The organism is Tsukamurella soli (genome assembly GCF_039541155.1).
GTDB lineage: Bacteria > Actinomycetota > Actinomycetes > Mycobacteriales > Mycobacteriaceae > Tsukamurella > Tsukamurella soli.
In genome coordinates this window covers 112791-138737 of the sequence record NZ_BAABFR010000002.1, presented here as the reverse complement: position 1 = coordinate 138737, position 25947 = coordinate 112791, and the positions used below count along the sequence as shown (strand labels likewise).

Annotated in this window: 15 protein-coding genes and 1 pseudogene; 7 read left to right on the top strand and 9 right to left on the bottom strand. The window is 68.4% G+C overall.

The genetic code is table 11. From position 1 onward, the window contains the following. Positions 1-678 precede the first annotated feature (678 nt). A complete protein-coding gene (locus tag ABD908_RS01405) occupies positions 679-1176 on the top strand; it encodes a hypothetical protein (protein WP_344989820.1) in 498 nt (165 codons plus the stop codon). 240 nt (positions 1177-1416) lie between these two features. Here ABD908_RS01405 and ABD908_RS01400 read toward each other — a convergent pair whose 3' ends face one another. The 6 genes and pseudogenes from ABD908_RS01400 to ABD908_RS01375 form a co-directional block, all read right to left on the bottom strand. Continuing rightward, on the bottom strand, positions 1417-3270 hold the full coding sequence (locus tag ABD908_RS01400) for a hypothetical protein (protein WP_344989817.1): 1854 nt from the start codon (positions 3268-3270) through the stop codon (positions 1417-1419). A 229-nt stretch (positions 3271-3499) separates the two neighbouring features. Further along, positions 3500-3755 (bottom strand): annotated as a pseudogene (locus ABD908_RS01395) (Txe/YoeB family addiction module toxin). Further along, positions 3752-4015 (bottom strand): type II toxin-antitoxin system Phd/YefM family antitoxin, encoded by a 264-nt coding sequence (locus tag ABD908_RS01390; RefSeq protein WP_344989814.1) that lies wholly within the window; start codon positions 4013-4015, stop codon positions 3752-3754. Before ABD908_RS01390 ends, ABD908_RS01395 begins: the two are co-directional and overlap by 4 nt. A gap of 111 nt (positions 4016-4126) precedes the next feature. After that, positions 4127-5401: an ATP-binding protein gene (locus ABD908_RS01385; RefSeq protein ID WP_344989811.1), complete on the bottom strand. Its 1275-nt coding sequence runs from the start codon at positions 5399-5401 to the stop codon at positions 4127-4129. A 147-nt stretch (positions 5402-5548) separates the two neighbouring features. Beyond that, positions 5549-5959 carry a type II toxin-antitoxin system VapC family toxin gene (vapC, locus tag ABD908_RS01380; protein WP_344989809.1) on the bottom strand — a complete coding sequence of 137 codons (411 nt, stop codon included), beginning with the start codon at positions 5957-5959 and terminating at the stop codon, positions 5549-5551. Continuing rightward, a complete protein-coding gene (locus ABD908_RS01375; RefSeq protein ID WP_344989806.1) occupies positions 5959-6183 on the bottom strand; it encodes a type II toxin-antitoxin system VapB family antitoxin in 225 nt (74 codons plus the stop codon). Before ABD908_RS01375 ends, vapC begins: the two co-directional genes overlap by 1 nt. A 132-nt stretch (positions 6184-6315) precedes the next feature. Here ABD908_RS01375 and ABD908_RS01370 point away from each other — a divergent pair, with 132 nt between their 5' ends. From ABD908_RS01370 to ABD908_RS01355, 4 genes are all read left to right on the top strand, one after another. After that, positions 6316-10182 (top strand): BREX-2 system ATPase PglY family protein, encoded by a 3867-nt coding sequence (locus ABD908_RS01370; RefSeq protein WP_344989803.1) that lies wholly within the window; start codon positions 6316-6318, stop codon positions 10180-10182. Further along, positions 10182-12917, top strand: coding sequence for a BREX-2 system phosphatase PglZ (pglZ, locus tag ABD908_RS01365; RefSeq protein ID WP_344989800.1), 2736 nt, complete (start codon positions 10182-10184; stop codon positions 12915-12917). Before ABD908_RS01370 ends, pglZ begins: the two co-directional genes overlap by 1 nt. Continuing rightward, entirely contained in the window at positions 12914-14191 is a 1278-nt protein-coding gene (brxD, locus tag ABD908_RS01360) for a BREX system ATP-binding protein BrxD (protein ID WP_344989798.1), read from the top strand. The genes pglZ and brxD overlap by 4 nt, the downstream gene beginning before the upstream one ends. Before the next feature lie 169 nt (positions 14192-14360). Further along, positions 14361-15317: an SAP domain-containing protein gene (locus ABD908_RS01355; RefSeq protein ID WP_344989796.1), complete on the top strand. Its 957-nt coding sequence runs from the start codon at positions 14361-14363 to the stop codon at positions 15315-15317. Positions 15318-15331: 14 nt separating this feature from the next. On the opposite strand, the gene ABD908_RS01350 is transcribed toward ABD908_RS01355, so the two are convergent. Both ABD908_RS01350 and ABD908_RS01345 read right to left on the bottom strand, forming a co-directional pair. Continuing rightward, on the bottom strand, positions 15332-15871 hold the full coding sequence (locus ABD908_RS01350) for a Uma2 family endonuclease (RefSeq protein ID WP_344989793.1): 540 nt from the start codon (positions 15869-15871) through the stop codon (positions 15332-15334). Positions 15872-15972: 101 nt separating this feature from the next. Continuing rightward, positions 15973-16266: a hypothetical protein gene (locus tag ABD908_RS01345; protein WP_344989790.1), complete on the bottom strand. Its 294-nt coding sequence runs from the start codon at positions 16264-16266 to the stop codon at positions 15973-15975. A gap of 572 nt (positions 16267-16838) precedes the next feature. On the opposite strand from ABD908_RS01345, the gene ABD908_RS01340 reads away from it, so the two are divergent. Next, positions 16839-22844, top strand: coding sequence for an anti-phage protein ProA (locus ABD908_RS01340; RefSeq protein ID WP_344989786.1), 6006 nt, complete (start codon positions 16839-16841; stop codon positions 22842-22844). Between the two features lie 31 nt (positions 22845-22875). Further along, complete coding sequence (locus tag ABD908_RS01335) at positions 22876-24978, top strand: DEAD/DEAH box helicase (protein WP_344989783.1); 2103 nt, start codon at positions 22876-22878, stop codon at positions 24976-24978. An 8-nt stretch (positions 24979-24986) separates the two neighbouring features. Here the strand turns inward: ABD908_RS01335 and ABD908_RS01330 are convergent, their stop codons facing one another. Then, entirely contained in the window at positions 24987-25916 is a 930-nt protein-coding gene (locus tag ABD908_RS01330; protein WP_344989780.1) for a TerD family protein, read from the bottom strand. Between the last annotated feature and the right edge of the window lie 31 nt (positions 25917-25947).

The window sequence follows — 25947 nt, the reverse complement described above, 5'->3', positions numbered from 1 at the left end:
GCCGCCTCGAACACCTCCGCGGCATCGCCCTCGGCTTCCGCAACCTCACCCACTACATCCTGCGGTCCCTGATCCACTCCGGTCAGCTTCACGAACGCATCAACGCACTCTGATTGCGGAAGGGCCGGTTAAGGGCGACAAGGGCAGGATCCTCGATCAGGTGGTGGAGGTGACCGGCTGGTCGCGGGACAACGCGCGGCGGCGGTTGACCGCGGCGGCGGCGCGTCCGCCGGGTTCGGGGCGTCAGATCGCGAAGCGGGAGCGACGCCCCCGGCCGCGGAAGTATTCGTTCGACGCGCTCAAGGTCCTGCAGATGGTGTGGGCGGCATCGGGTGGGCAGTGCGGCAAGTACCTGGCCGCGTCGATGCGGCTGCTGCTGGACGCGTCGGAGCGGCACGGCGAGCTGACGTTCAGGCACGATCGCTACAGCGCCGAGGTGCACGGCGAGCTGCTGGCGATGAGGGCGGCGACGATCGACCGGTACCTCGCGCCGGCCCGCGCGAAGGATCCGCTGCACGGGTTGTCTGCGACGACACCTTCACCACTGCTGCGGAATTCGATCACGGTGCGGAAGGCCGGGGACGAGGTGGAGAAAGAGCCGGGGTTCTTCGAGGGTGACACGGTCGCGCACTGCGGGCCGACGTTGAAGGCGGTACCGAGTTCCTCAATCATCCGGTGGTGGACTGGGCCGGTGAGCGGGGGATCTTCTTCACCCGATCCCGGCCGTACAAGAAGAACGACCAGGCGACGATCGAGTCGAAGAACAATCATCTGGTGCGGCGCTATGCTTTCCACTTCCGGTACGACAGCAGCGACGAGCGGGTGCTGCTCAACCGGCTGTGGAAGCTGGTGGGCGACCGGCTCAACTACCTCACCCCGACGATCAAGCCCGTCGACTACGCCAGCACCCGCAGTGGGCGCCGCCGGCGGGTGTACGACAAACCCAGGACGCCGTTCGACCGGCTCCTGGCATCCCGGGTCCTGTCGCCCGCGCAGGAAGCCGAGCTGACCGCGTACCGCGACTCGCTCAACCCCGCCCACCTCGCCCGCGAGATCCACGAACTGCAGATCCGGCTGACGCTGCTCGCGCAGGAGAAGACCGAGCGGATGGAGCCGGCGTCGATCCCGTCCGCGTTGCCGGACGTGCGCAAGGGAATCCACGTCAAGGTCAGCTGAGCCCGAGCCCGGGCCGGTCCCCACGCGGCCTCGGCCCGCCGTGGTTTGGCGGGCATTCCTCCATGAGGCATGGACTCGGTTTCACGGGCATATTGACATGAGGCACTACGCCCTCCAACGGGATGTGCGGCACGGCGGTACAGCTGACCAAGGTACTCCAACAGCCGCTGCTCAGCCGGGCGCCGTCGCGCATCCCGCAGGCGCGCCGAACGTTTCAGGGATTCGACCTCGCGGTCCGCGTCAGCCCCCGAGCCACGGCTGCTCGAGCCCCGGGACCGCAGACACAAGATCCCAGAGCACGGGTACGTCGGGGCCGAGCAGCTTCTCCACGCGTCGCCGGAGGTGGGAGAGCGGGATCGGGGATCGGTTGGCGCAGCGGATGATCGACTCAGTCTCGTCGGGCAGCAGGCGGAACTGCTGCGGGCCGATGCCCTCCGGACGGAGCCACTCGGCGGTGTCGAGGGGAATCGCCCAGTGCTCCGCGAGCGGCCCGACTCGCAGGTCGTCCCACTGCAGCGGCCGGATCACCGTGTCGATCGCATCGGCGAGCTTGTCCCACACCGAGTCCCAGTCGAGATCCTCGCTGGCCAGTTGGGGCGCCTCCGGATATGCGGCCGCAATGAGCGTCGCCCCGTGCTTCATCACCAACCACACCAGGAAGATGTCGATCAGCATCTCCGGCGTCCCCGCGCCATCGCGCAACAGCTTTCGCGTCTCGGTTACCAACGACGGTTCCCCCAGGCGCTGTTCGTGGTCCATCCGACGGTGCTCGGGGACCTCGGCAGCGGTGCCCTCCAGGTTCGCGACGACATCCGCCAGAACCGCGCGGCGGAACCACTCGAACGGGACACAGTCCTCGTCGTAGCGGGCGCGCCCCTGGACCACGCGCCGCAGCGCCATCAGGGTCTCGGCGGACTCGACCGGCAGGAGGAACTGGAGCTCGTCCGCCAGATTCCACTGTCCAGTGCCGTGGTCGTCGTCCCGGTTGAGTGCATTTGCGGTCCAGCCGGTCTCGCCACCGGCGGAAACCAGTACGGCACCGTCGGCGGCACCGGTCGAGCGGACCGCGAGCAGGTCGACACCACCCGTCGCCTGCCACCTCGCATGCAACGTCAGCTCACCGTCCTCGCCCCGCGAATACGACGCGAGAATCCCCTCCTCGGCACTGGCTCCCTGCCGCAGCGCCCGCACGAAGCTCAGCAGGTGGGTCCTGTCCTTTGTGTGCCAGCGCGATTCGAACTGGGCCGCCACCGGTACGACATGCTCGTTGAGCCGGTCGATGAAGTCGCGCAGGATGCTCTCGACCAGGTCGGTCGTGGCAGGGAAGTGCGCGCCCAGCCATCCCAGCGATTCCTCGATCTCCGGGAGATCGATCTGCTCCAGGCAGCCGATGCCGCGCGGGCGCCACCACCGCGCCTCGTCGGCGCTGTAGCCGAGTTCGCTTGCCAGGGTCGAGATGTCGAGGTCGTCCCAGTCGAGTCCTGCGAGGAAGGCGACCTCACGGATCACCGCCGCACGGCTCGCCTCCACATCGCCTTCGGCGACCGGGACGGACGCACGGCGCAGAACTGCAGTGCGCCGCGCGATCCCGTCGTAGAGCACCTGCTCGGCGCGCCACCGCGCCCCGGCGGCATCATCGAGACCGCTCCCCGCGACGTCACCGACCATGTCCGCCAGGGACGCCCGCAGGACCCAGACTGCTGGCTCGTGTTGCCAGGGCACCTTCACGTCGCCGTGCGCTATCCGGGTGAGCAGCAGGTTCAGGAGCGGATACTCGGGCAGCGCGCCGGGAGTGATGTCGAACGGACCCTCGCCACCTCCGAACGCGGAGGCATCGCCACCGTCGACGACCGTGAACGCGCGGAAGCTGGGCTCGGGGTGGCCGGCGAGGTTCTGGATGTACACCACCCCGTTCGCCGAGGGCACGTGCGACAAGCCGATGAGCGGGTTCCGCGCACCGGGGTCCGGTAGCAGGACCACCTCGGCTGCGGCGGCCTTGTCCGCGACGATCCGATAGAGCACGTGTGACACGCCCGAGGCTGCCAGCTTCGGGCGCACGCGGTGGAGGAAGCGATCGAAGAGCTCGACGTCCATTTAGGCCCCACACTCCGCGGAGGCGTCGACCAAGCCCTGGACCAGAAACACCTGTCCCATGCCACCCGCACCGAGTGGGCGGATCACCTGGTAGCCGGCTGGTGCCCTCATGCGTCAGATCATATCCGGGCATTCCGTACGTTGTCACTCGAATTCTGCCTGGAGAGTGTCGCCCTCGGCGTCGTACATCACTCGCCGTCATACATCACTCGCCAACGGCCAAGCGCCGCTAATAGTGGTACCGGGCTTGCTGAATCACGACGGTCCGATCATCGACCACCACGTACACCAACCGGTGCTCCTGGTCGATCCGACGCGACATCACCATGCCGTGGAAGTGCCGCAGCCGCTCCGGCTTTCCGGTTCCAGCGAACGGGTCGTGCTGAATGTCGCGGATGAGGGCCATGATCCGCGTCACCTGGGTGCGGTCTGTCACGATCCAATGGGAAGTCGTCCCACCCCTCCTCGGTGAACGCGACGTTCACCCATCCAGTCCCGACAGATCATGCGTCGCGTACTGTCCGCGCTGCGTCGCTTCCAGGCTGCGGAGAAGGCGGATCGCGTTGGCAGGGCTGGACAGGAGATACTGGGTCTCCATCAACGCGTCGTAGTCGGTCTTAGACATGATGACCGCGTTGTTCTCACCGTTCTTGGACAGGATCTCCACCACGTCGTGGTCCGCGTTGACCTGCTCGATGATCCGGTACAAGTCACTTCGGGCTTTGGTGGGGGTGATGGCCTGCACGATGCTCCAAACGTACGTAATCAGGTACGCCTACCGTACGCTATTGCGTTTTCGCGACAAGCCCCCGACGGGGGGCGGTCTGCAGTGACTGTTCAGATACCCGGCGGCACGTCAGGGTCCGAGTAGCCCGAGCGGCACGACGTGCACGCCGTCGCCACGCGTGTAGCCCAGCGATGTAGCTGTGATCACCACCAGCGCCGCGGGTTTCCGACTCACCCGTCCGGCAAGCCGGTGTAACGACGATGCCGCCCCATCGATCTGCGCGTCGCCGAGCTTCACCTCGACGCCGAGCCAGTCGCCGTCGCGGGTCTCGACGATGTAGTCGACTTCGAGCCGCCCGTCCGCCTCGCGGTAGTGATAGCAGGCGGCGCCGGCGGCCTCCGCATAGACCCGCAGGTCGTGGGCGAGCAGACTCTCGAACAGGAACCCCGCCGTGTTCAGGTCGTCGAGCATGCGAACCGGCGACATCCGCAGAAGCGCAGCTGCCAACGAGGGATCTGCGAGCAACCGCTTGGGCCCCGTCGTGAGCCGCTTGGACGACCGTACCGACGGATCCCATGCCTGGATCTCGTCGACGATCATCATGCGCCGCAGCGCTTCGAGGTAGACCTCGGCCGTGTCGCGCGCAGGCGCCACCGAGCCGTTGTCGGTCTCATCCCGCGCGCGTTTCATGATCGCGGCGAGACTCGCTGGCTGCGCGACCATCTGGGCGTAGGCGTGCAGAAACCGTCGAACCAGACGCGGATTCCGCCGCGATCCGGAGACCTCGTCGATGTCGTGATCGATGATCACGTCGAGGTAGCCGTCGAGGTAGGTACGGGCGGCGCGCTGGTCGGCTCCGACCAGCAGCGGCCACCCGCCCACCGCGATGTGGTCGAGATAGTCCGTCACCGATAGCGGACAGTTCGACGGTGTCGGGCTCACCCCGGACAGTAGCCCCACCACCGAGGCGCGCGGAGTGACCGCCTGCTTCTCCGTCAGCGTCATGGTCCGCATCGTCAACGTCGCGAATCGCCCTGCCCCCGTGTGCCGTCGCAGGTCGTCCTGAGGCGTCGCCGAACCGGTCAGGATGAACTGGCCGGGCTCGCCGCGGTCGTCGACCGACCGCCGCACCGCATCCCAGAGACGAGGCGCGCGCTGCCACTCGTCGAGCAGCCGGGGCGTCGCACCGTCGAGCAACAGGCCCGGATCGATCGAAGCGCGTAGCTCCGCGTCCGGATCGAGATCGAGGAGTACCTCACTGACTGCCCTCTGCCGCGCCGTCGCGGTCTTGCCGCAACCCTTGACGCCCTCGATGAGCACCGCCCCCATCGCGTGGAGCCGGTCATCGAGCATGCCGTCGGCGAGGCGCGGAAGATACCGACGCGGCTGCGAGGAACCAGCCATACAACCCCCGTTCGGAGTTATTCACACGGATTGACCTGAATAATGCACGAATCTTAGTTGGAAGAATACACGCTGTGACGCCGCAGTCCAGGCTCGCCCGCCGAGCGGCATGCGTGCCGGCAAGTAATCACCGAAGCGGGGGCTGCACTACGTCGACTGCTGCCACAGCCGCAAAGGGACGTGCACCGCCGCGTGACGGAAATCGTTGTCGGTGGTGAGGAGCGTGTGGTCGCCGGATATCGCGATCTGGGCGATCAGAGCGTCGACGGAACCGAGCTGGACGCCGGCCCGCCGGCAACGGTTGCCCAGGGTGGCCGCTTCGATGTAGTCCTGCCGAGTCGGTTCGACGAACTCCAAGATGTCGAAGGCAGTTCGGATCGTGGCCTGCGCCGCGGCCGGGACGAACCCCCGCAGCAACTCCAGCAGGATCATCCCGGTCGTGACGACGGTGTCCCCACTGGTCAAAGCGGTACGCAGTGCGCGAACCTCGGGCACGTCGGCCGGCGCGTCCCGGCGGTACGCCGACGACCACACGCTGGTGTCGACCAACAAGCCCATCAGTCGTCGGCGTCCAGCTTCTGGTCGCGCGACCGGCGATCGTCCTTGTACGAGTAGGAATCGTCCGCCTCCAGAGTGCCGAAGGCATCGACGATCTTCGCCTGCGCGCGACGGGCGATGAACTCGCGCAGCGCCATCGTGACCGCCTCCTTCTTCGTGCGGGCGCCGCTGACCGCGAGTGCCTCCTCGATCAGCTGAGGATCGATCGCAAGATTGGTGGCCATCACACACCTCCTCACACATAAGCCTACACATCACCAGACGCAGCGCAGGCACTGCTGGGGATCCCCGCCACTTGTCGGCACCGACCGATAGGGTCAAGCCGATAGATGCCTACAGAATGCGATTGAACACACATGTTTCCCGGCCTCGCCCCTGCGTCCCGCACCCTGCGGCAGACCTTCGACATCCCCGAGTCCCACGGCGCGGGCGACTACGTCCTGCGGCTGTCGGACTCAGTCGAGACCGGGCACATGCAGGCCACCGTCGACGCGTATGTGGTCACCCCCGCCATCGCCGAGGCCTTCGACCTGGCGCTCGGCACAGTCGACGAGGCGCTGCGCACCAAGGAGAACAAGGCCGCGTACCTCAACGGCTCCTTCGGCTCCGGTAAGTCGCACTTCATGGCCGTGCTCTACGGCGTCCTCGGCCACGCGCCGGAGGCTCGCGCCGTCCCCGAGCTGCAGCCGATCATCGCCAAGCACCCCCGCATCTCCGAGGCGAACCTGCTCCGGCTGACGTTCCACTTCCTCGACTCCACCAGCATCGAATCTGCACTCTTCGAGCAGTACCTGCACCAGATCGAGCGCCTCCACCCCGAGGCCAAGCCGCCCGTGCTGCACTCCGCGGGCGGACTGTTCGACGATGCCGCCAACCGCCGCGCCGAGGTCGGCGACGAACGCTTCTTCGCCGCGCTCAACAAGGACGAGGCGGCACCGTCGTCGGGCACCGTCGACTGGGCTGCGCTCGGCGCACCCACCGCTGTCTGGAACGCCCAGACGTATGCCGAGGCGTCGTCGCCCGACGCCGAACCGGAGCGGCGAGCCCGCCTCAAGCAGGCCCTGATCAAGGCCTACTTCACCAGCTACAGCCGCAACACCGACTGGCTCTCCCTCGAGGAGGGCCTCGCCGTGATCGCCGACCACGCCAAATCCCTCGGCTACGACGGCGTGGTCCTCATGCTCGACGAACTGGTGCTGTGGCTGACCTTCCTCATCACCGAACGCGAACGCTTCAGCGCCGAGGTGCAGAAGATCACCAAGCTGGTCGAGACCAGCCGCGGCCGCCTCGCCGTCCCCATCACCAGCTTCATCGCCCGCCAGCACGACCTCTCGAAATGGGTTGCGGGCGGCGCGGACTCGGGCGCGACGCGCCAGGCGATCGAGCAGGCCTTCGCGCATCAGGCCGGCCGCTTCGGCGAGGTGACCCTGGGCGACGAGAACCTCCCGTTCATCGCCCACAAGCGGCTACTGCAGCCGCTGAACGACGAAGCAGCGCAGGCACTCACCGCGAGCTTCGCGCGCATCGACCGCAACCCCAAGGTGTGGGATGTGCTGCTCGACGGCGTCAACACCGACGACCTCCACCGCGGCGCCGACGCCGATGCCTTCAAGCTCACGTATCCCTTCTCCCCCGCGCTCATCGCCACCCTGCGCGCCCTCTCCGGGCAGATGCAACGCGAGCGCACCGCGCTCAAGGTGATGCAGCAGATGCTGGCGGACAAGGCCGATCAGCTCACCATCGACAGCGTCATCCCCGTCGGCGAGGCCTTCGACTACATCATCGACAGCGCCGGCGGCACCGCCATCAACGCCGCCGCCGCGGCGACCTTCAAGACCGCCCGCACCCTCTGGCACGAGAAGCTGCGGCCGCTGCTGTTCCGCACGGCCGGCGTCGACGAGGACACGCCCGACGGTGACGCCCCACCCGGCCTGCGCGCCGACATCCGCATCGCCAAGACCCTTCTGATGTCCGCGATCGCGCCGAACGTGCCCGCGCTCAAGCAGATCGACGCCAACCGGCTCGCCTCCCTGAACCATGGCAGCGTCATCTCGCTGATCCCCGGCGACCAGGCGGGGCAGATCCTCGGCAAGGTCAAGACGTGGGCCGCGGAGATCCCCGAGATCACCGTGACCGCCGACGCCAACCCGATCATCTCCGTCACCCTCGAATCCGTCGACTACGAGCGCATCGTCGCGCGCGCCCAGGGTGAGGACACCGACGGCCGCCGCCGGGAACTGGTCCGAGACCTGCTGTCCAAGCATTTCGGCGTCGACGGTACCGAGGCCACCATCGACAACGCCCGGCTCCGTGTGGTCACCTGGCGCGGCACCGCACGCACCGTCGAGGTCGTGTTCGGCAACGTCCGCGACCGCGGCTACCTCTCCGACGGTGCCTTCACCCCCCACACCCCCGGTGCGCTGCGGCTGATGGTCGACCTGCCCTTCGACGAGCCCGGGCACACCGTCGACGAAGACCACGAACGCATCGAGGAACTCAAGCGCACCGGCCATGACGGTTTCACCATCGCCTGGCTCCCGACGTTCTTCGACGACAAGCAGAACCGGCAGCTCGGCCGCCTCGTCATCCTCAACTACCTGCTCGACGGTGACCGCTGGGCCTCCTACGCCAACGAGCTTCCGGAGGCCGACCGCCCCGCCGCGAAGGCCATCCTCGAGGGCCAGCAGAGCCAGACGAAGGCGCAGCTCGAGATGGCCCTGCAGGTGATGTACGGCGTCGCGGGCGGTGCGAGCTCCAAGGCCCCGTACCTACGGTCGCTCGAACCCGGCGTCACCGTCACCAAGCCGATCGGCAACACGCTCGGCGCGGCGATCGATCGCCTCATCTCCGACGCCTACGCCGCGCGCTACCCCGAGCACCCCGAGTTCTCCCCCGAGGACCGGCTGATCACCCGCTCCGACCTGAACCTCACGCTGCGCAGGCTCCGGGAGGCGCAGTCCCAGGCCGACGGTCGCATCGGCCTCAACGCCACCGAGCGCGCGACGGTGCGCCGCGTCGTCACTCCCCTGGAGTTGGCCCGCACCAACGAGACCCACCTGATATTCGGGCCGCAGCAGTTCACCGGCGTCCAGAACCGCATCACCCAGGAACTGGCGCGGCTCGGCATCGACGAGACGGGCGACATCCAGATCGCCGACCTCCGCACGGCGATCGAGAAGATGTCCGCGAAACGCGGTCTGAACCGCGACATGACCGACCTCATCGCCGCCACCTGGGCCACCCGCACCAAGCGCTCGTGGTTCCTCATGGGCACGGCGGTCGACGAGCCCACCATCGGCACCATCGGCGAGCGGGTGGTGCTACGGCTCGAGCCCCTGCCCGACGGTGCCCGGTGGGAGCAGGCCGTCCGCCGCTGGAAGACCTGGACGGGTCAGCCGGTCAACGAGTACCTCACCGCCACCAACCTCGGGAAGTTCGGCGACCAGGTGCGCGAGTACGCGCGGTCGGACTTCACGGGCCGCGGCGGGTTCGCGCGCGAGATCGCCGACTACTGCGCGGCATTCGGTATCGAGGCCGACGGTGGCAGGCCCGCGCTGGCGGCGGACCTCGCTGAGCTGTTCGAGAAGCGGATCCCCCTCGCGAGCAACCTCGACATCGTCGCCGCGATCGCCGACGCGCACGTCCGAGGCTCCGACACTGAGGCCGCGAAGTCGCTCACCACCGCGGCGGAGGTCGAGCGCGCGCTGCAGGAGCATCCGGCCGCGAAGTGGGACGTGCTGCGGAACGCCACCGACGATCCTCGCGCGCAGCGGATCCTCGCCGACCTGGGGCGTGCACTCGCGACGCACGAGTTCGCGGCCAACCTCCCCGTCGCCCTCGCACAGGCAGATGGGCAACGCGACGCCTGGCTGGAATCGCGTGCAGCGCAGGATCGGAAGGTCGCGCCGGGGCCCACCGATGAGGACCTGCGCCGGCAACGGGCCGCGCAGCAGCGCCTGGAGGCCGAGCGGCTGCGGCTCGAGGAGCTGGCGCGCGAGGCGCAGCGGCAGCGGGCCGAGCAGGAGGAGCGGGCCCGCCGACTCGAAGCGGAGCTCGAGAGGCAGCGGAGTCGGCAAGCGAGCCCCGGCCGGCACCGGGAGGGCGAGACGCGGTTCACCGTCGACGCCGCGGGCGGGTACTCGGCGATCGAGGAGGAGCTGAAGAGCCTTCTGGCGCAGGAGAAGGGCGCACGCTTCGAGGTGATCATCCGGCGGGTCGATTGATGACGGGGACGGCCGACCTGCCCGACGCCGACCTGGTAGGTATCACCTCGCTGGTCCGGCGTGCCCGCGACAGCAAGCACCGCCGCGGCACGCTCGCCGTTGCCGCACAACCCGTCTGGACGGGCGAGCCGGAGGTCACCGTCGACGGCCAGAGCGTGCGGATCGCCGTCGCGTCGAGCGTGCTGGGGATGCGCGAGGCGCTGCTGGACCGGCACAGGTACGACTGGGTCGTGGTGCTCACCGACCGCACGGCCGACGAGCTGCCGACGGGCGTGAAGGACCACCTGTCGTCGGGAATGGTCTACCACCTAGATGCATGGCCGGCGCTGCGGGAGGCGTTCAAGGCCAACGGGCAGGAGTACGGCCTGCTGTCGAACAAGCACGACGCGGCGCGCTCTGCGCTCCGGTCGCTTCCCGCGCAGGTACCGCCCGCGCCCGGCGGTGTCCTGACCAGCGACCACCTGTTCGGCGTGCTCGCCAGGGAGCACTTCGACCTCGCGCCGGACAGCGTCACGCCGCACCGGATCGCCGCGTGGTCCACGCAGCTCGCGGCCACGACCAGGTTCACTCGCTGGAGCGCGGAGGCCGATCCTGTGCTGCGGCAGCAGTTCTACGAGTGGCTGGAACGCCGGCTCGGCGATGCGGGCCGGGTGCTCACCGCCCTCTGGCAGAAGGTCGGCCCCGCCGACACGGTGCCGCTGGGCCTGGTGGCCGCGCTGACCGACGATTCCGCGAAGGCCGCACAGGCTTTCCCCGATCCCGCCTCGACCGCCGTCGCCGTCCGAGCGCGACTGGAGGACCGCATCGGGCTGGTCCCCGCGCAGGCGGAGATCGAGGTGTGGTCGTCGGCCGCCACGCTGGCAGTCGGGAACGGCGACAAGCCCGGAACACTCCGCCGGGCGGGCGAACTGACGGCGGAGCTGCGGGCAACGCCGCTGCTCGGGCGGTCCGATGTGCTCGACGAGGCACTGCCGCTGCGGATCGGCCGGTTCGCGACGGCGCTCCGGGAGGCGGTCGACGGTGGCCCGCTCGCCGCGGCATCGGACGCGTGGGAGGCCGTGCGCGCGCACGCCGCCGCGAAGGCGGACGAGTTCGACGCACCCCAGGACGTGCGGGTGGGACGCTCCGCGTTGCGGCTCCTGCGTTGGTCGCGAACCGACTTCGCGGAGCCTCGCGGTGTGGGCGACTGGTTGCACCGGTACCGCACCGAACTGGCATGGGTGGACGCCGCGATCGACGAGGCGTTCGTCGGTGCAGAGAACGCCGAGCTGCAGACTTCGGCGCGCCGGATACTGGCGGACGTCCGCGGGCGGCGTGCGCAGCTGGATGCCGAATTCGCCTCCGTGATAGCCGCTTCCGGCGTGCACCAGCCGTCCGACGGCGGGTACCTGCCGATCGAGGATGTGCTGGACCGGGTGGTGGCGCCGCTCACCGCGCGGCCACCGGCACCGTCGTACGCGCCGGCGAAGGAGCAGGACCGCTCCCCCGTGCTGCTTCTCGTGCTCGACGGCATGGGGGCGGCCGCAGCGGCGGAGATCCTCGCCGACCTCGCGCGGCGGTCGCCGCAGTGGCAGGAGTGCGCCGTCGAGGACCTGACCGCCGCGCTGGCGGTGCTCCCCACGGTGACCCGCTTCTCCCGCACCAGCCTGCTGTCCGGGGAACTCGCCGTCGGCGATCAGCGCACCGAACGCGACGGCTTCGCGGCGTGGTTGGCGCGCAACCACCTGCCCGCGCAGCACACCCCGCTGTTCCACAAGGCGCAGCTGGACGCGCTGTCCGGCGAGGGCTCCGTCGCCCCCGAGGTGCGCGCGGCGATCGACGACACGACGAGGACGCCGGTGGTGGCGTGCGTGCTGAACACCATCGATGATGCGCTGGACAAGTCCGATCCGGGTGGGACGGTGTGGACCGTCGGGCAGGTGCGACACCTGGAGGCACTGCTGGGTGCGGCCGGGACCGTCGGCCGCACGGTGGTTCTGGTGTCCGATCACGGGCATGTGGTGGAGCGGAGCGAGGCACCGTCGGCGCAACGGGGCGAGCGGATCTCGGCCCGGTACCGGCCCGCCGAGATGGATGCCGAGGTGGGTGAGGTGCTCGTCGAGGGACCGCGGGTGCTCGCCGACGGTGGCCGCGCCGTCCTCGCCGTCGACGAGCAGCTGCGCTACACCGGGAAGAAGGCCGGGTACCACGGCGGCGCAACGCTCGCCGAGGCCACCGTGCCGATCGCCGTGCTGGTGAAGGGCGCGGTGCCGGTGCATCTGCCGTTGGAGCCGCGGCCGACCACGCCGCCGGCCTTCTGGACCGGCTCGGTGGCCGAAGCCGGTGACCCGGTGCCGATCCCAGCACCGTCAGCGCCTACTAAGCCAGCGCGCCGGAGGCCGTCGGCGGGCGAGGTGGGATTGTTCGACCTCCCGGCCCAGCCGGCAGCGACCGAGCGGGACCGCGTCACGGCGCTGCTGGAGTCGGATCTGCTGCGGTCGCAGGTGCGGACGTTTGCGCATCGGTGGCCGCTGGATGCGGTGGGTGAGGTGGTACGGGAGGCCGTCCTGGGCAACGGGGTGCTGCCGCTGGCGCGGGCGGACGAGTTGCTCGGTTCGCGCGGACGGGTGGGCCGGACGGCGAGCATCCTGCAGCAGGTGTTCAACATGGACGGTGTGGAGGTGATCTCGGTGCACGGCAGCGAGGTCCGGCTCGAGCCCGCCGTGCTGTTCGAGCAGTTCGGGGTGCCGCGGTGAGCCTGTCCCCGGTGCGGCGGCGGGAGATCCTGCAGTCGTTGCGGCAGGGCACCGTGCCGGACGGGAGCCTGGACGTGCTTGCGGTGGGTATCGACCGATTCGCGACCGCCATCGACGAGGACCTCGACGCGGTGGCGGCAGGTGGCTCGGCGTTCAAGGCGGTGCGCGGCGAGTACGGGGCGGGTAAGACGTTCTTCGCGCGGTGGGTGGAGCAGCGCGCCATGCGCCGCGGACTCGCCGTGGCCGAGGTGCAGATCAGCGAGCTGGAGACGCCGCTGCACAAGCTGGAGACGGTGTACCGCAGGACGATCGAGGAGCTACGGACGGCGGCGTTCCCCAAGAGCGCATTCCGCGCGGTCACCGATGCGTGGCTGTACGGGATCGAGGAGGACGCTGCCGATGCCGCTGGCGCGACCGAAGCGTCTGCGGAACAGGTGGATTCGCTGCTGGAGCAGCGGCTCGCCGCCGTCGCTAGGCAGACGCCGGTGTACCCGATGGTGCTGCGCCGGTACCGGCAGGCGTTGGAGGACGGTGACGCCGCCCTCGCCGATGCGCTGATCGCCTGGCTCGGCGGCCAACCCCACGTGGGCGCGGCGGCGAAGCGGGCAGCCGGCATCAAGCAGGACGTGGACCACTTCCTCGCGATGGGCTTCCTACAGGGGCTCCTGGCCGTTTTGAAAGGCGCCCGGCACCCTGGGCTGGTGCTGGTGATCGACGAGGTCGAGACGCTACAGCGGATGCGCCGGGATTCGCGTGAGAAGGCGCTGAATGCGTTGCGGCAGTGGCTCGATGAGCTCGACTCCGGCCGGTACCCCGGACTGTATCTGATCGTCACCGGCACGCCCGCGTTCTTCGACGGACGGTCCGGCGTGCAGACGCTGCCGCCCCTGGCGCAGCGGCTGCACACCGACTTCGGCGATCCGCGGTTCGACAACCCGCGGGCGCCACAGATCCGGCTGACGGGGTTCGATCTGGACCGGCTGGTGGAGGTCGGTGAGCGGGTGCGCTCGGTGTATGCGGAGGGCGCCTCCCCACGCGTGCTGTCTGCGGTCGACGATGCGTACCTGCGCGACCTCGCCTCCGCCGTCGCCGGCGAACTCGGTGGGCGCGTGGGTATCTCGCCGCGGCTGTTCCTCAAGAAGCTCGTGGACGTGCTCGATCGGGTGGATCAGTTCCCCGACTTCGACCCGCGCGTGGACTACACGTTGCAGGTCGGAGCCGGTGAGCGTGAGGAGGCGCTGCGGGCAGCGTCAGCGGACGATGTGGAGCTGTGAGGACTCGTCGATGGACACGTGGATCGAGAACCGCGAGCCGCTCTATGCGGTCGGCACCACCACGACGCCCGAACGCGAGGCGTCTTCCCCGGCGGACACGGGGATACCGCCATCGATGCAATCCCAACTCTGGCAGCAACCTCGGCCCGTCGCGGAGCGGATTCGATCCATGGCGCCAGATCGTTTCGGCCTGTATCCACATGAGGTGCTGCTGCTGACGTACGCTCCTCTTCTGCTGACGCGCGGCCGGCGTTTTCAGCTGTTCTGGGCGGACCGCTACGGTGTCGCCGATCCGCTCAGCGCTCTGCGGTCGCTCGCCGAGCGCGGGTTCCTCGCACCCGAGAACGACGCCGACACCGTCGGTCGGCAGACGATCGCCGGCCTCAAGCCGGTGCTCGCGGCACGCGGTCTGAAGGTGAGTGGTTCCAAGGCTGCGCTCGTGGATCGGGTCCTCGACTCTCTGACGCCGATGGAGATCGATGATCTCTATCCCGAGCGGTACTACGCGTCGACGGCGATCGCCATCGACGCGGTGGCTGCGAGTCCGCAGATCCCGCATATCCACCGTCACCCGAATATCGAAGGACTGGACATCTTCTCGCTCACCGAACTGGTGCGGCTGAATCCCGGGCCGTACCGCGACACCGTCTGGCGATGCCTCAACTGGCTTTCGCTCATCCACGCGGTCAACGGGAAGTGGGGGTTCTACGGCAGCGCGCGGTATGCGATGGCCACATTCCTCGCCGAGGAGGACCGATGGCGTGACGCGATCGCGATGTTGGCCGAAGTGGCGTTCTACGACCTCAACTGTACTGAGAACACCGTCGACGGCAGACCCGTCGAACTGGATCTCGACTACGTCTTCCCGTATGAGACGTCGATCGCTACGGTTGCGCCGGGAATCGCTCCGCAGTTCATGGCGTGGGGCGATGACGCGGGTCTGTCGGAGAAGGAGGTCCGCGACCTGATGTTGACGCGCATGGCTCAACAGCGCCCTCCCGTGCAGGTGTTCACCGTCGAGGAGTGCGTCGACATCGTCTTCCTCACCGCCTCTATGGACACCGCGGCACTCGACGCCATCTACACTCAGGCCGGGCAGCGCCTCCGCGGACAGGATCGGGGTTGACCCACGGACGCGCGCTACGAGCGGGTCAGCGTGGTGAGGTCGATACGGAGGCCGAACGGCACCGTCGTCGTGAACTCGCCTACGTGTTCCTTGGCCGAGTACTCGCCGCCTGCGAGCGTGAGCTCCGTGAGGCGCGGACCATCGAGGTCGACGATCCAGTACGCACGAATCCCGGCATCGGCGTACTCGCTGCGCTTGGTGACACGGTCGACTCGCCGCGTACCCGGCGAGAGGATCTCGATCACTACGACGACGTCGGCGGCGGGCAGCGGCGCACTCGCACCGGATTTGTACACGACCAGGTCCGGCGCTCTGACCGTTGCCGGCGTCTGCGGATCAACGACCACATCCACCTCCGCCACAGTACGAAAACCGTTCGGCATCTGCTCACGGAGCTGCATCCACAGCTCGTAGACCGCGTCCATGTGCGCGATTCCCGGCCTCGGCGACACGATCCGGACCCCCTCTTGCAGCTCCGACCGGCCGACGGTGTCCTCCCCCAAGGCGCGCCATTCCGCCAACGACATCAGATGCGGATTCGCGGCGACGGTCATGAGGCCAGTGTAGGCGGGCAGACCCGACTGGGCCGGGTCCCGAAGCTCCGCCCCCTGAAGCGCGATCGAGCCCGCATCGGGTCGTGAGCTCGGCATCGTGGTCATTGGTCGACCACCTGCGTGACCTCAGCCGTGAGCTTGTAGTCGCTCGACTCGGTCTCCAACGTCGACTCGTCGGTGTAGGGCACGCTGGTCCCCGTCAGCGTGAAGCTGTCGGTGACCGGCTCCTCGCCTCCGAGTACACGGTAGATCACCCGCACGTCAGCGCCGGCGAGATCGGCTGTCGACCCGATGTAGTGCGGCGTGATCGTGTAGCTCACGTTGCAGCCGGCGCTACCGAAGCAGTGGCTCTTCGTCACGATCACGTCGATGGTGAAGTCGCTGGCACTGAACACGTGCGGATTCGCCGTGGTCGTCTCTGCCCCCGCATCGGGAGTGGTCGTGTTGGTGGTGACGGCGGCCCCTGGGCTCGCAGACGACGTTCCCCCCCTTGCCGCACGCTCCAAGCAGGACGCCGAGTCCGGCGAGAACCAGTGCGACAACGATCTTGAACTTCATTTTCTCCTCGATTCAAAGAATTGAGGGTCCCGGGTGCAATGTGCCGCGCGACCCGCGCGCTCATCCACCGAATCAGGCCCTCCCCCAACAAGTGCACGAGGAACGTATCTCGGACCACCGACAAGGTTGAGCAGTCCGACTCGCCACCGCCGATGGATCGATCCCGACGCGGTGCCACGCGTGCTCCAATCGGCGGCGCGGTGTAGCTACCGTCTGGCTGGTTCAGGCGCCGACACCGCAAATAATTGCTTCGCTAAACATCAATATAGGAAATAAGACTGGCCATTTCAGACCCGGCTGGTCGGTCCGCGCGGCCGCCTGCACAACGTGTCGCCACAACCTGTCGGTGGCCGGTATTACAGTGTCCGAAGCGGATCGAGGGAGGCCCGCTGAGTTCGATTGGGGGACCATGACCGAGACATCCAGCCGCGCCGACGACCAGACCGCCACCGGCCTGACCATCGACGTCGACGCGTTTCCCGCGGTCAACCTCGCGCTGATACACAACCGGGTGCCCCTGATCCGGCGGATCACCGTGTCGAACGGCACTCCGACCCCGATACACGACCTCCGCGTGACGGCGTCGCTCACGGGCTTGCTCGACGGCCAGGTACCCGCGTGGTCCGAGACCATCGATCGCCTGGGTGCGGGCGCGTCCACCCACTTCGAAATGATCCGGGAGGTGGACCCCTCCCGGGCGCATCTGTCTGCTCTCACCGAGAGCTACCCCGCCGGCCTGGTAGTCGCGGCCACAACACCGGACCGGGTCACGGCGGTGCGCGTCGAACACCCCATTCAGGTGCTGGCGCACAACGAGTGGTTCGCGGATCCGGTCTTCTACGAGTCGCTCGCGACGTTCGTCCAACCCAACACCGCGGCGGTGTCCAGCATCCTCGATGAGGCGTCGCGCATCCTTGCGGACCAGACCGGCGACGCATCGATCCAGGGCTACCAGTCCGGGCCGAACCGTGCCGGTCTGATCGCGGCCGCCGTGTACGGGGCGCTGGTGCGCCGCGACATCCGCTACATCAACCCACCGGCCTCGTTCGAGAAGTCGGGGCAGAAGGTACGGACGCCCCAGCAGGTTCTCGACGAGCGCTTCGGCACGTGCATCGACCTGGCAGTGACCTACGCCGCCTGCCTCGAGCAGGCAGGTCTCCATCCCCACGTCTGGGTGATCGACGGCCACGCCTTCGCCGGGTTCATGCGATACGAAGCGACCATCGGTGCGCCGGTGGTCCTCGAGCCGAACACGATGCTGAACCTTGCGGAGAGTGGCGACGTCGTCGTCGTCGAGGCGCAGTTCTACCAGTCCGGCACCCCCAGCCTCCTGGCGGCGGTCGAGGTCGCGCGGCGTCATCTCAACGATCCGCGCCGCCTGCGCGGGCTCATAGACATCAAAGCTGCCCGTGACGCCGGGATACGGCCCCTCCCGGGCGTCGCGACCCCGACCACCCCGGCGCCTGAAGCCGAAGCGTCGGCCGCGCCGTCACGCGTCTCACTCGCGCTCCCCGACCAGCTCGCCTCCGCCACGTCGGCGAGGCCCGGCGACGAGCAGATCGTCGACGACCACGATTCGTCGCCCGCACGCGTCAAGAAGTGGAAACGTGCACTGCTGGACCTGAGCACCCGCAATCGACTGCTCAACCTCCGCGCGTCTCGGGAAGTCCTCTATCTCGTGACCACCGAGCAGTCGCTCCCGATGCTGGACGACCTGGTCGAGAGCGACCGCAAGGTCACGCTGCTGCCGGCCGACGACCTCAGCTCGATGCAGAAGATGAGCGGGACCGCCACCGCGGCCGACCTGCCCGCCGAGGCCATCCGGGATCATCTCGCGAAGCGCCGAGAGACCTTCGTCACCGTGCCGGAAGCCCGGTACGCGTCGGTGTTCAAGGGCCTCCAGCGCGCGGCGCGAACCCTCTTGGAGGAGACCGGGAACAGCAACCTGTATCTGACGTTCGGTTCACTCGTCCACGCGACGACATCGGGGACCGAGGCGCGGGCTCCGCTCTTCCTGCTCCCGGTGCAACTGACGGGTGGTACCGGTCAGAGCCGATTCCAGATCGTCATGGACTCGACGACGTCGGCGGCTCCGAACTACTGCCTGATCGAGTGGCTGCGGGTGAAGCACAACGTCACCATCGAGGCCCTCAAGTCACCACCGACCGATGACAACGGCATCGACGTGTCTGCCGCGCTCACCGGGATCAGGCAGGCGCTGCTGCGGCACAACCTGCCGTTCCGCGTGGCCGCCGACGCGACCGTATCGATCTGCAGGTTCGGCACGCTCGGAATGTGGCAGGACATCCAGGACTCGTGGGAGATCCTCGAACGCAGTCCTCTCGTCCACCATCTGACTCATTCAGCCGGAGACACGTTCGTCGATCCCGATGTCCCGTCGCGGGAACCGATCTCGGCACTCACCGTCGACGAGACGGCACAGGTGCTGCCCATCGCCTACGACGGCTCACAGCTTCGGGCGATCGAAGCATCCGCCGCTGGGCGCACATTCGTCCTCGAGGGGCCACCCGGTACCGGGAAGTCGCAGACGATCACGAACCTGATCGCGCGGAACCTCGCCGCCGGACGGACGGTGCTCTTCGTCGCCGAGAAGCAGGCGGCACTCGATGTCGTCCGACGCCGCCTCGAGCGCGTGGGTCTCGCTCCGTTCACCCTGGACCTGCACGGCCAGAATCAGACCAGCGCCAACATCCGCGAGCAGCTCAAGCGCTCGCTCGATCACCGTGCCACGTTCAACGACGGTGCGTGGGACAGCCGCCTGGCGACCTGGCGCGCGCAGCACTCGCCGCTCGCCGCGTACCCACGTCTGATCCACGCCCCCAACGCCGTCGGCGATTCGCTGTGGCGGGCCGCCGACACCGTCGCCGCCCAGCCCGGCGCGCCGTTCGCGTCGCTCCCCAACGCGTATGTCTCGACCACCTCGCCCGGCGATGCCACTGCCGTCCGCGACGCTCTCCGGACCTTCGGCCGGATGGCGCGAGCCGCTGATACCCGACGTGACAACCCGTGGCGTCTGGCCGACGATCCAGGATCGGACGAAGACATCGAGGATGCCTGGCGGACCGCGACGGCAGCATTGCAGCAGTTCGACCGGGACCCGAACGCCGCCCGGATCATCGGCGCCCTGCGATCGCCCTTGCGTGTCGCGGTCCTCCTCGGGCGGATCGACGACGAGGTGAAGGCACCCGCGATCAGCGATGCCGTGCTCGCCGAGTCACGCTCCCCGGCCTGGGCCCAGAGCCAGCACCTGCTCCTCAGCGAGCTATCCACTCTCCGTTCCGATTTCAGCGAATTGACGAGGTCGTTCAACCCTGTCTTCATCGCAGCGGGCGACCCGGCGGCGCTGGCGCAGCTGATCCTCGACTCGCGGCGGGGCATGGGCAAGCGCAAGAAGGCCGAACGCGCGGTGGCCGCCCTGCGCGCCGTGACGATGCCGAACGCGGATCTGACCCTCGAGCAAGCCGTCCCCCTACTGCAGAACGTGCCCAGTGCGCGGTCGCTGCGCGACCATGTGCGCCAGCAGGCGACCGAACTGCTCGGCGATCTCCTACCGGAACAGTGGGACCCGCTGTCCGCCGATGCCGAACGCGACCTGCACGCGATCGTCGGGAACCTGGCCTCGGCGCGGTCGTTCGCCGACCGGTATCCGGTGGAGTGGCAGATGCTCCGGAAAGACGTGATTCCCGGTCACACCCGTGCGACCCTTACCGCAGTGGTGACCGCGTGGCGCGAATGGACGAGAGTCCTCGGCGCGAGCGACGCATCGACGGCGCGCTGGCTGCGCGGTCGAGACTGGATGACGACCTGGCGGGCGGCACAACCACAGTGGTCGGATGACCTCGCCCAGCAAGGCACCGCGCCGATGCGGCGCCTCGTGGACTTGGACCACACTCTCGCTCCCCTTCGAGCCAGCGGCCTCACGGAATTCGCCGAGATGCTGATGGTCGGCGCCATCCCCGCCGTCGAGGGCGAGTCCCGCTATCTGTCCGGCGTCGCCCGCGCGTCGATCGCAGAACGTGTGGCGGCCAACGGCCTGCAGAGTTTCTCCACCCAGGCCCGCGACGGACAGACCGCCGACTATGCGGCGGGGGCCGATCGCGTCCGCGACGATCTGCAGCGCGCGCTCCCAGCGCAACTGATCGCTCGTCGACCGTTCAGCGCCGACCGACTCGAAGGCGACTACGGCACCCTGCGGCGCTCGCTCGACCAGAAGCGCAACGCCCGCTCGGTGCGGACACTGGTACAGCGGTACGGCCGAGAGATCGTCAGCGCCACCCCGTGTTTCCTCGTCAGTCCGAGTTCGCTCGCCCAGTTCGTAGCGCCGGGTTCGGTGACATTCGATCTGGTCGTGTTCGATGAGGCCTCCCAGGTCACGGTGGCACAGTCGATCGGTGCGCTGGGACGCGCGCGGTCCGCGGTGATCGTGGGCGACTCCAAGCAGATGCCGCCCACGACGGTCGGAATGGCGTCCACCGACACCGCGGACGACGAGGACGAGGAGGCGGCGGAGTCCCCCGAGGACCTCGACAGCATCCTCACCGAATGTGTCGAATCCGGCGTCGAGCGCCTATGGCTGACCTGGCACTATCGGAGCCAGGACGAGTCCCTCATCGCCTTCTCGAACGAGAGCTACTACGACGGACGACTCGCGAGCCTGCCGAGCCCAGGTGGTGACGACCGCAGCGGCATCGAGGTCCGAAAAGTCCCCGGACACTTCAACCGCGAGAACACCAGACACGAGTTCCGGACGAACCGGGTCGAGGCCGAGGCGATCGTCGCAGAGATCACCCGACTCGTGAGTCCGCCCCGGCGGGAGCGCAGCATCGGTGTCGTGACGTTCAACCGCCAGCAGCAGGAGTTGATCCAACTGCTCCTCGACGAATGCGACGACCCCGCCGTAGCCGACCTGCTGAGGCCGGACGTCCAGGACGGGCTGTTCGTCAAGAACCTCGAGAACGTGCAGGGTGACGAGCGGGATCTCATCCTGTTCTCGACCGCCTTCTCGAAACGCCCCGGAGAAGACCGGATGCCGCTCAACTTCGGGCCGCTCACCAACAGCGGTGGCGAGAGGCGACTCAACGTGGCGATCACGCGCGCCCGACGCAAAGTAGTGGTGTTCACGTCGTTCTCGCCCTCCGACATCGACGTGAGTCGCACGAAGTCGGCCGGTATCCGAGACCTGAAAAAATACATGGAGGCCGCGCAAGCCGGGTTCATCGAGCAGTCCGATCGGCGGCGGAGCGAGGGTGCCGGCGCGATCGAGACCGAGATCGCCCACGCTCTCCGCGCGCGGGGGGTCGAGGCCCAGAACGATTACGGTCTGTCCGACTTCGTAGTCGACGTCGCGGTGCGCTCTCCCGATTCGCCGCAGTGGCAGGTCGCCGTCATGCTGGACGGAAAGCGATGGGCTGACCGTCCGACGGTGTCCGACCGCGAGCTCACTCCCCAACTCCTCGAGTCGATGATGGGCTGGCCATCGGTCATCCGCGTCTGGCTACCCGAGTGGCTGAACGATCCCTCCGGCGTCATCGACCGCATCGTCACGGCAGTCGAGTCCGCGCAGGCCGCACAGGAGGCCGAGCCGCAAGCGACCGAAGGTCCCAGCTCCACTTCAGGTCCTGTGCTGCACGAGGCGATGGTCGGCTCGGAGACGTCGAGCGCAACTGCCGGTGAGGCGCCCCGCGTCACGGTCCTCCCGCCCGGCGATGCGACTCAGCCGGCCACGGTACCCGGCGTCCCGCCGGCGCCCGACACGGTGAGAGTCGCTGCCGTCGCGGTGGACGCCCGGCCCGTCAGCGCATCCGACGGCTCAGACCTCGACCGGAAGCCGACTCCGTCGCCCGCTGAAGTCCCGTCCCGATATGTGAGTGCTCCCACCGGGACACTCGGCACACGCGAGTATCTGGATACCGAGTCGGCCGAGCTGCACAGCGTTCTCCGCGCCGCCACCGCCGAGGTCGTCGCGATCGAGGGACCGATCGAGCTGTCGCGCCTGTGCTCGGGAGTCGTCCGCCGCTTCGGTCTGGACCGGGCGAGTGCCGCACGGCGGAGCCTCGTCGAGAACCAGGTCCAGCAGAGAATCCTCCGGACCTCGCTCGGGACGTTCGTCTGGCCGGACGGACTCGACCCGGATACGTGGCGCGGATTCCGTCAGCCACAGGCGGATTCGAAGCGCCCGATCGACGAGATCGCACCGGAGGAGATCATCAACTCCGCGGTGTACGCGGTCCGCACCGGACATACAGACGAAGAATCACTGGTGCGGCAGACGCTGCAACAGTTGGGCCAGGGGCGTCTGACGGACAAGGCACACCGGCGTGTGTCGTCGTGCATCGCCCTGGCCATCGAACGTGGTCGGCTCACGCACGGTGCAGCCGGCTTCGCCGCCGAATGAACCGCCTCGATCCTCGTGAAATAGTCGTGCCGTGACCACCGGCTTCGACCTCCTGGACCCGATCCTGCAGCACCACATCGTGAACACGCTGCGGTGGCCGGGACTGCGCCCACTGCAGGACGAGTCGGCGCCGACGATCGTCGGCGGCACCGACGCTATCCTGTTGGCGCCCACGGCCGGTGGGAAGACCGAGGCAGCCGTGTTTCCGCTTCTCACCCGGATGCAACGTGAGCGGTGGTCGGGCACGTCGGTGCTCTACGTGTGCCCACTCAAGGCGCTGCTGAACAATCTGCAGCCCCGGCTCGAGTCGTATGCCGCTTGGATGGGCCGCTCGGTAGCGACGTGGCACGGCGACGTCACCGCCGGCGGGCGCCGCCGCATCAAGGCCGAACGACCTGACTTCCTGCTCACCACACCGGAATCCCTCGAATCGATGTTGGTGTCCACCGGCGTCGACCCCGCCGTCGTGCTCGGCGATGTCAAGGCCGTCGTCGTCGATGAGGTACACGCCTTCGCCAGCGACGACCGGGGGTGGCACCTCCTCGCCGTCCTCGCCCGCCTGGAGGCGCTCCTGGGCCACCGTTTCCAACGGATCGGCATGTCCGCCACCGTCGGCAATCCAGAGGAGCTCCTCGACTGGCTCCAAGGCGGATCGAATTCGGCGGGACAGGTCGTCGGCCCCGCGAGCGGAGAGGCGGCACCTCCGGACATCACCGTGGACTCCGTCGGCACGATCCAGAGCGCAGCGAAGGTCATCGCCGCCTTGCACGCCGGCGAGAAGCGGCTGGTGTTCGTCGACTCGCGCAGGCTGGCGGAGGAACTCGGCGCGGGGCTCCGCGAGCGCGGCATCACCACGTTCGTGTCCCACTCATCGCTGTCCCTCGATGAGCGCCGGGACTCCGAGCGCGCGTTCGCGGAGGCGCGCGACTGCGTCATCGTCGCGACATCGACTCTGGAGCTCGGCATCGACGTCGGCGACCTCGACCGGGTCATCCAGATCAACGCGCCGCGGACCGTGTCGTCGTTCCTTCAGCGGCTCGGCCGCACGGGGCGGCGCGACGGGACGTCTCGTAACTGCCTCTTCCTCTGCCTCGGCGAGACCGCGGTGCTGTCGACGTTGGGGATGCTCCACTGTTGGTCCCTGGGGTGGGTCGAGCCGGTGCTGGCGCCTCCGGAGCCGCGGCACATCGCGGCGCAGCAGATCCTGGCGCTGGCGTTACAGACTCGGCGGGTATCGCTGGGCGGGTGGCGCGCGTCGTGGGGGCGTCTCCCGCTGTTCGGCGACGACGGCGACCGGGTCTTCGACCATCTCCTCGAGAAGGGGTTCCTCGACCACGACTCGGGCACCGCGTTCATCGGCCCGGAGGCGGAGAAGCGTTTCGGCCGAAGGAGTTTCATGGACCTTCTAGCCGTGTTCACCGCCTCGCCGGAGTTCCGCGTGTACGCCGGGCGGCAGGAGATCGGATCCGTCGACGTCTCGGTACTGACCGACACCGTCGACGGCCCACGCGTGCTACTGCTGGGCGGACGGTCTTGGCTGGTCACGCACGTCGACTGGTCGCGCCGCCAGGTCTACGTCGAGGTGTCGAACCTCCCCGGGCGGGCGAGGTGGGGGTCCATGCCGGACGATGCGTCCTTCCGGCTCACGCGGGGCGCGCGTGCGGTGTTGCTGGGTGCCACGCCCGCGGGGGTCACGCTCACCCGCCGGGCGACGGCAACGCTCGGCGAGCTACGCACCACTCGCGCGACCGACGTGTCGGGCGAGGGCCTGGTCGTCGCGCGCGACGGCGACGACTGGCGGTGGTGGACCTGGGCAGGCGCGAAGGCCAACCGTACTCTCGCGGCGTGGGCACCGCACTTGATCGCGCCAAGGCAGACGTTCGACGCTGAATCGGTGCGCCTGCATCCCGACCTCACCGGCTCGTCGATCGCGGACCAGATCGCTCTGATGCGGCTGGACGAGGAAGCGCGGCGCCGCTGCCCAGATGTCGATGACGGTGCGCTCGCCGGCCTCAAGTTCTCGGCCGCGCTGCCCAGTGAGCTGGCTCGGCGCACACTCGCGGCCCGGCAGATCGACGTCGGTGGAGCTCTCGACTGCTGCTCGATGGGTCCTGTCCTGCGGATGGGCGGCTGAGCTGCCCGCTACACCTCGAACTGCTCGCGCAGAGCGTCGACGTCGAGCACGACAACGTCCCCGTCGACGGTCAACACGTCGTACTGGTCGACGTTGAGTAGTTTCCGCACCTGCGACACTGCGCCGTTGACGTTGCGCGTCTCGATCCCGAGTGTCTCGGCCACCGCGCGCGACACGAGTTCCCTGGATGCAGAGGCCAGGAGTGCGACGAGCAACTCCTCCACCTGTGAGTCGGTGACGACCAACCGGCCGGCGAGCCCCTTCTGCTCGCCATAGACAGCTGAGGTCATGACCGCACGGGCCAGGTCCGCAGGAGTGCCCGTACTCGGCGAGAGGGGAGCCGGGGGCTCCGCGCCGGACTCACGAGGTGACGGACCGTCGTCCTGCTTGCCTCCGCCCCGGGCGGGCGCCGGCGTGGGCGTGTGGGCCGGGGCCGGGGCGACCGGGCAGGCGGCCGCGGGTGTGTCGTCGACGTCCACGCCGAAGGCCGTCACGACGCCGGCGAGCCCGGTGTCGTAGCCCTGGCCCACGGCACGGATCTTCCACATTCCGTTCCAGCGGTACACCTCTGCCACTATGAGCGCAGTCTCGGAGGTCAACCCTTCGACCGGGAATCGAACCGACGCGCCCGGCCCGTCGACCTGCGCGGTTATCGGGCCGATCGAACCGAACGTGCCATCGCCATCGATGCTCGCCGCCACTGCGATGGTGTGCACCTCGGCGGGTACCTCGTCGGGGCGGACATGGACCACATCCGCGATGAGGTCGACGCCGGGACCGCTCCGGTTGTTGTAGAACACCAGGTCGGCGTCACTTCGCACTCTTCCCTCCGCGGTGAGCAGCAGTGCAGAGAGATCCAGCGCAGCGGCACATTCGACCGCGACGGCGAGGTCCCCCGCGGGGGCCGGCCGATTCTCGCCTCGACGCATCGTGGTCATATCCTTCTCCTCAGGCGTCGCTGATCGTGCC

Bases quoted from the DNA above. Each gene is read 5' to 3' on its own strand.
- ABD908_RS01400 (WP_344989817.1), bottom strand. From the start codon at position 3,270: ATGGACGTCGAGCTCTTCGATCGCTTCCTCCACCGCGTGCGCCCGAAG.
- ABD908_RS01385 (WP_344989811.1), bottom strand. From the start codon at position 5,401: ATGGCTGGTTCCTCGCAGCCGCGTCGGTATCTTCCGCGCCTCGCCGAC.
- vapC (WP_344989809.1), bottom strand. From the start codon at position 5,959: ATGGGCTTGTTGGTCGACACCAGCGTGTGGTCGTCGGCGTACCGCCGG.
- ABD908_RS01375 (WP_344989806.1), bottom strand. From the start codon at position 6,183: ATGGCCACCAATCTTGCGATCGATCCTCAGCTGATCGAGGAGGCACTC.
- ABD908_RS01370 (WP_344989803.1), top strand. From the start codon at position 6,316: ATGTTTCCCGGCCTCGCCCCTGCGTCCCGCACCCTGCGGCAGACCTTC.
- pglZ (WP_344989800.1), top strand. From the start codon at position 10,182: ATGACGGGGACGGCCGACCTGCCCGACGCCGACCTGGTAGGTATCACC.
- ABD908_RS01355 (WP_344989796.1), top strand. From the start codon at position 14,361: ATGGCGCCAGATCGTTTCGGCCTGTATCCACATGAGGTGCTGCTGCTG.
- ABD908_RS01350 (WP_344989793.1), bottom strand. From the start codon at position 15,871: ATGACCGTCGCCGCGAATCCGCATCTGATGTCGTTGGCGGAATGGCGC.
- ABD908_RS01340 (WP_344989786.1), top strand. From the start codon at position 16,839: ATGACCGAGACATCCAGCCGCGCCGACGACCAGACCGCCACCGGCCTG.
- ABD908_RS01330 (WP_344989780.1), bottom strand. From the start codon at position 25,916: ATGACCACGATGCGTCGAGGCGAGAATCGGCCGGCCCCCGCGGGGGAC.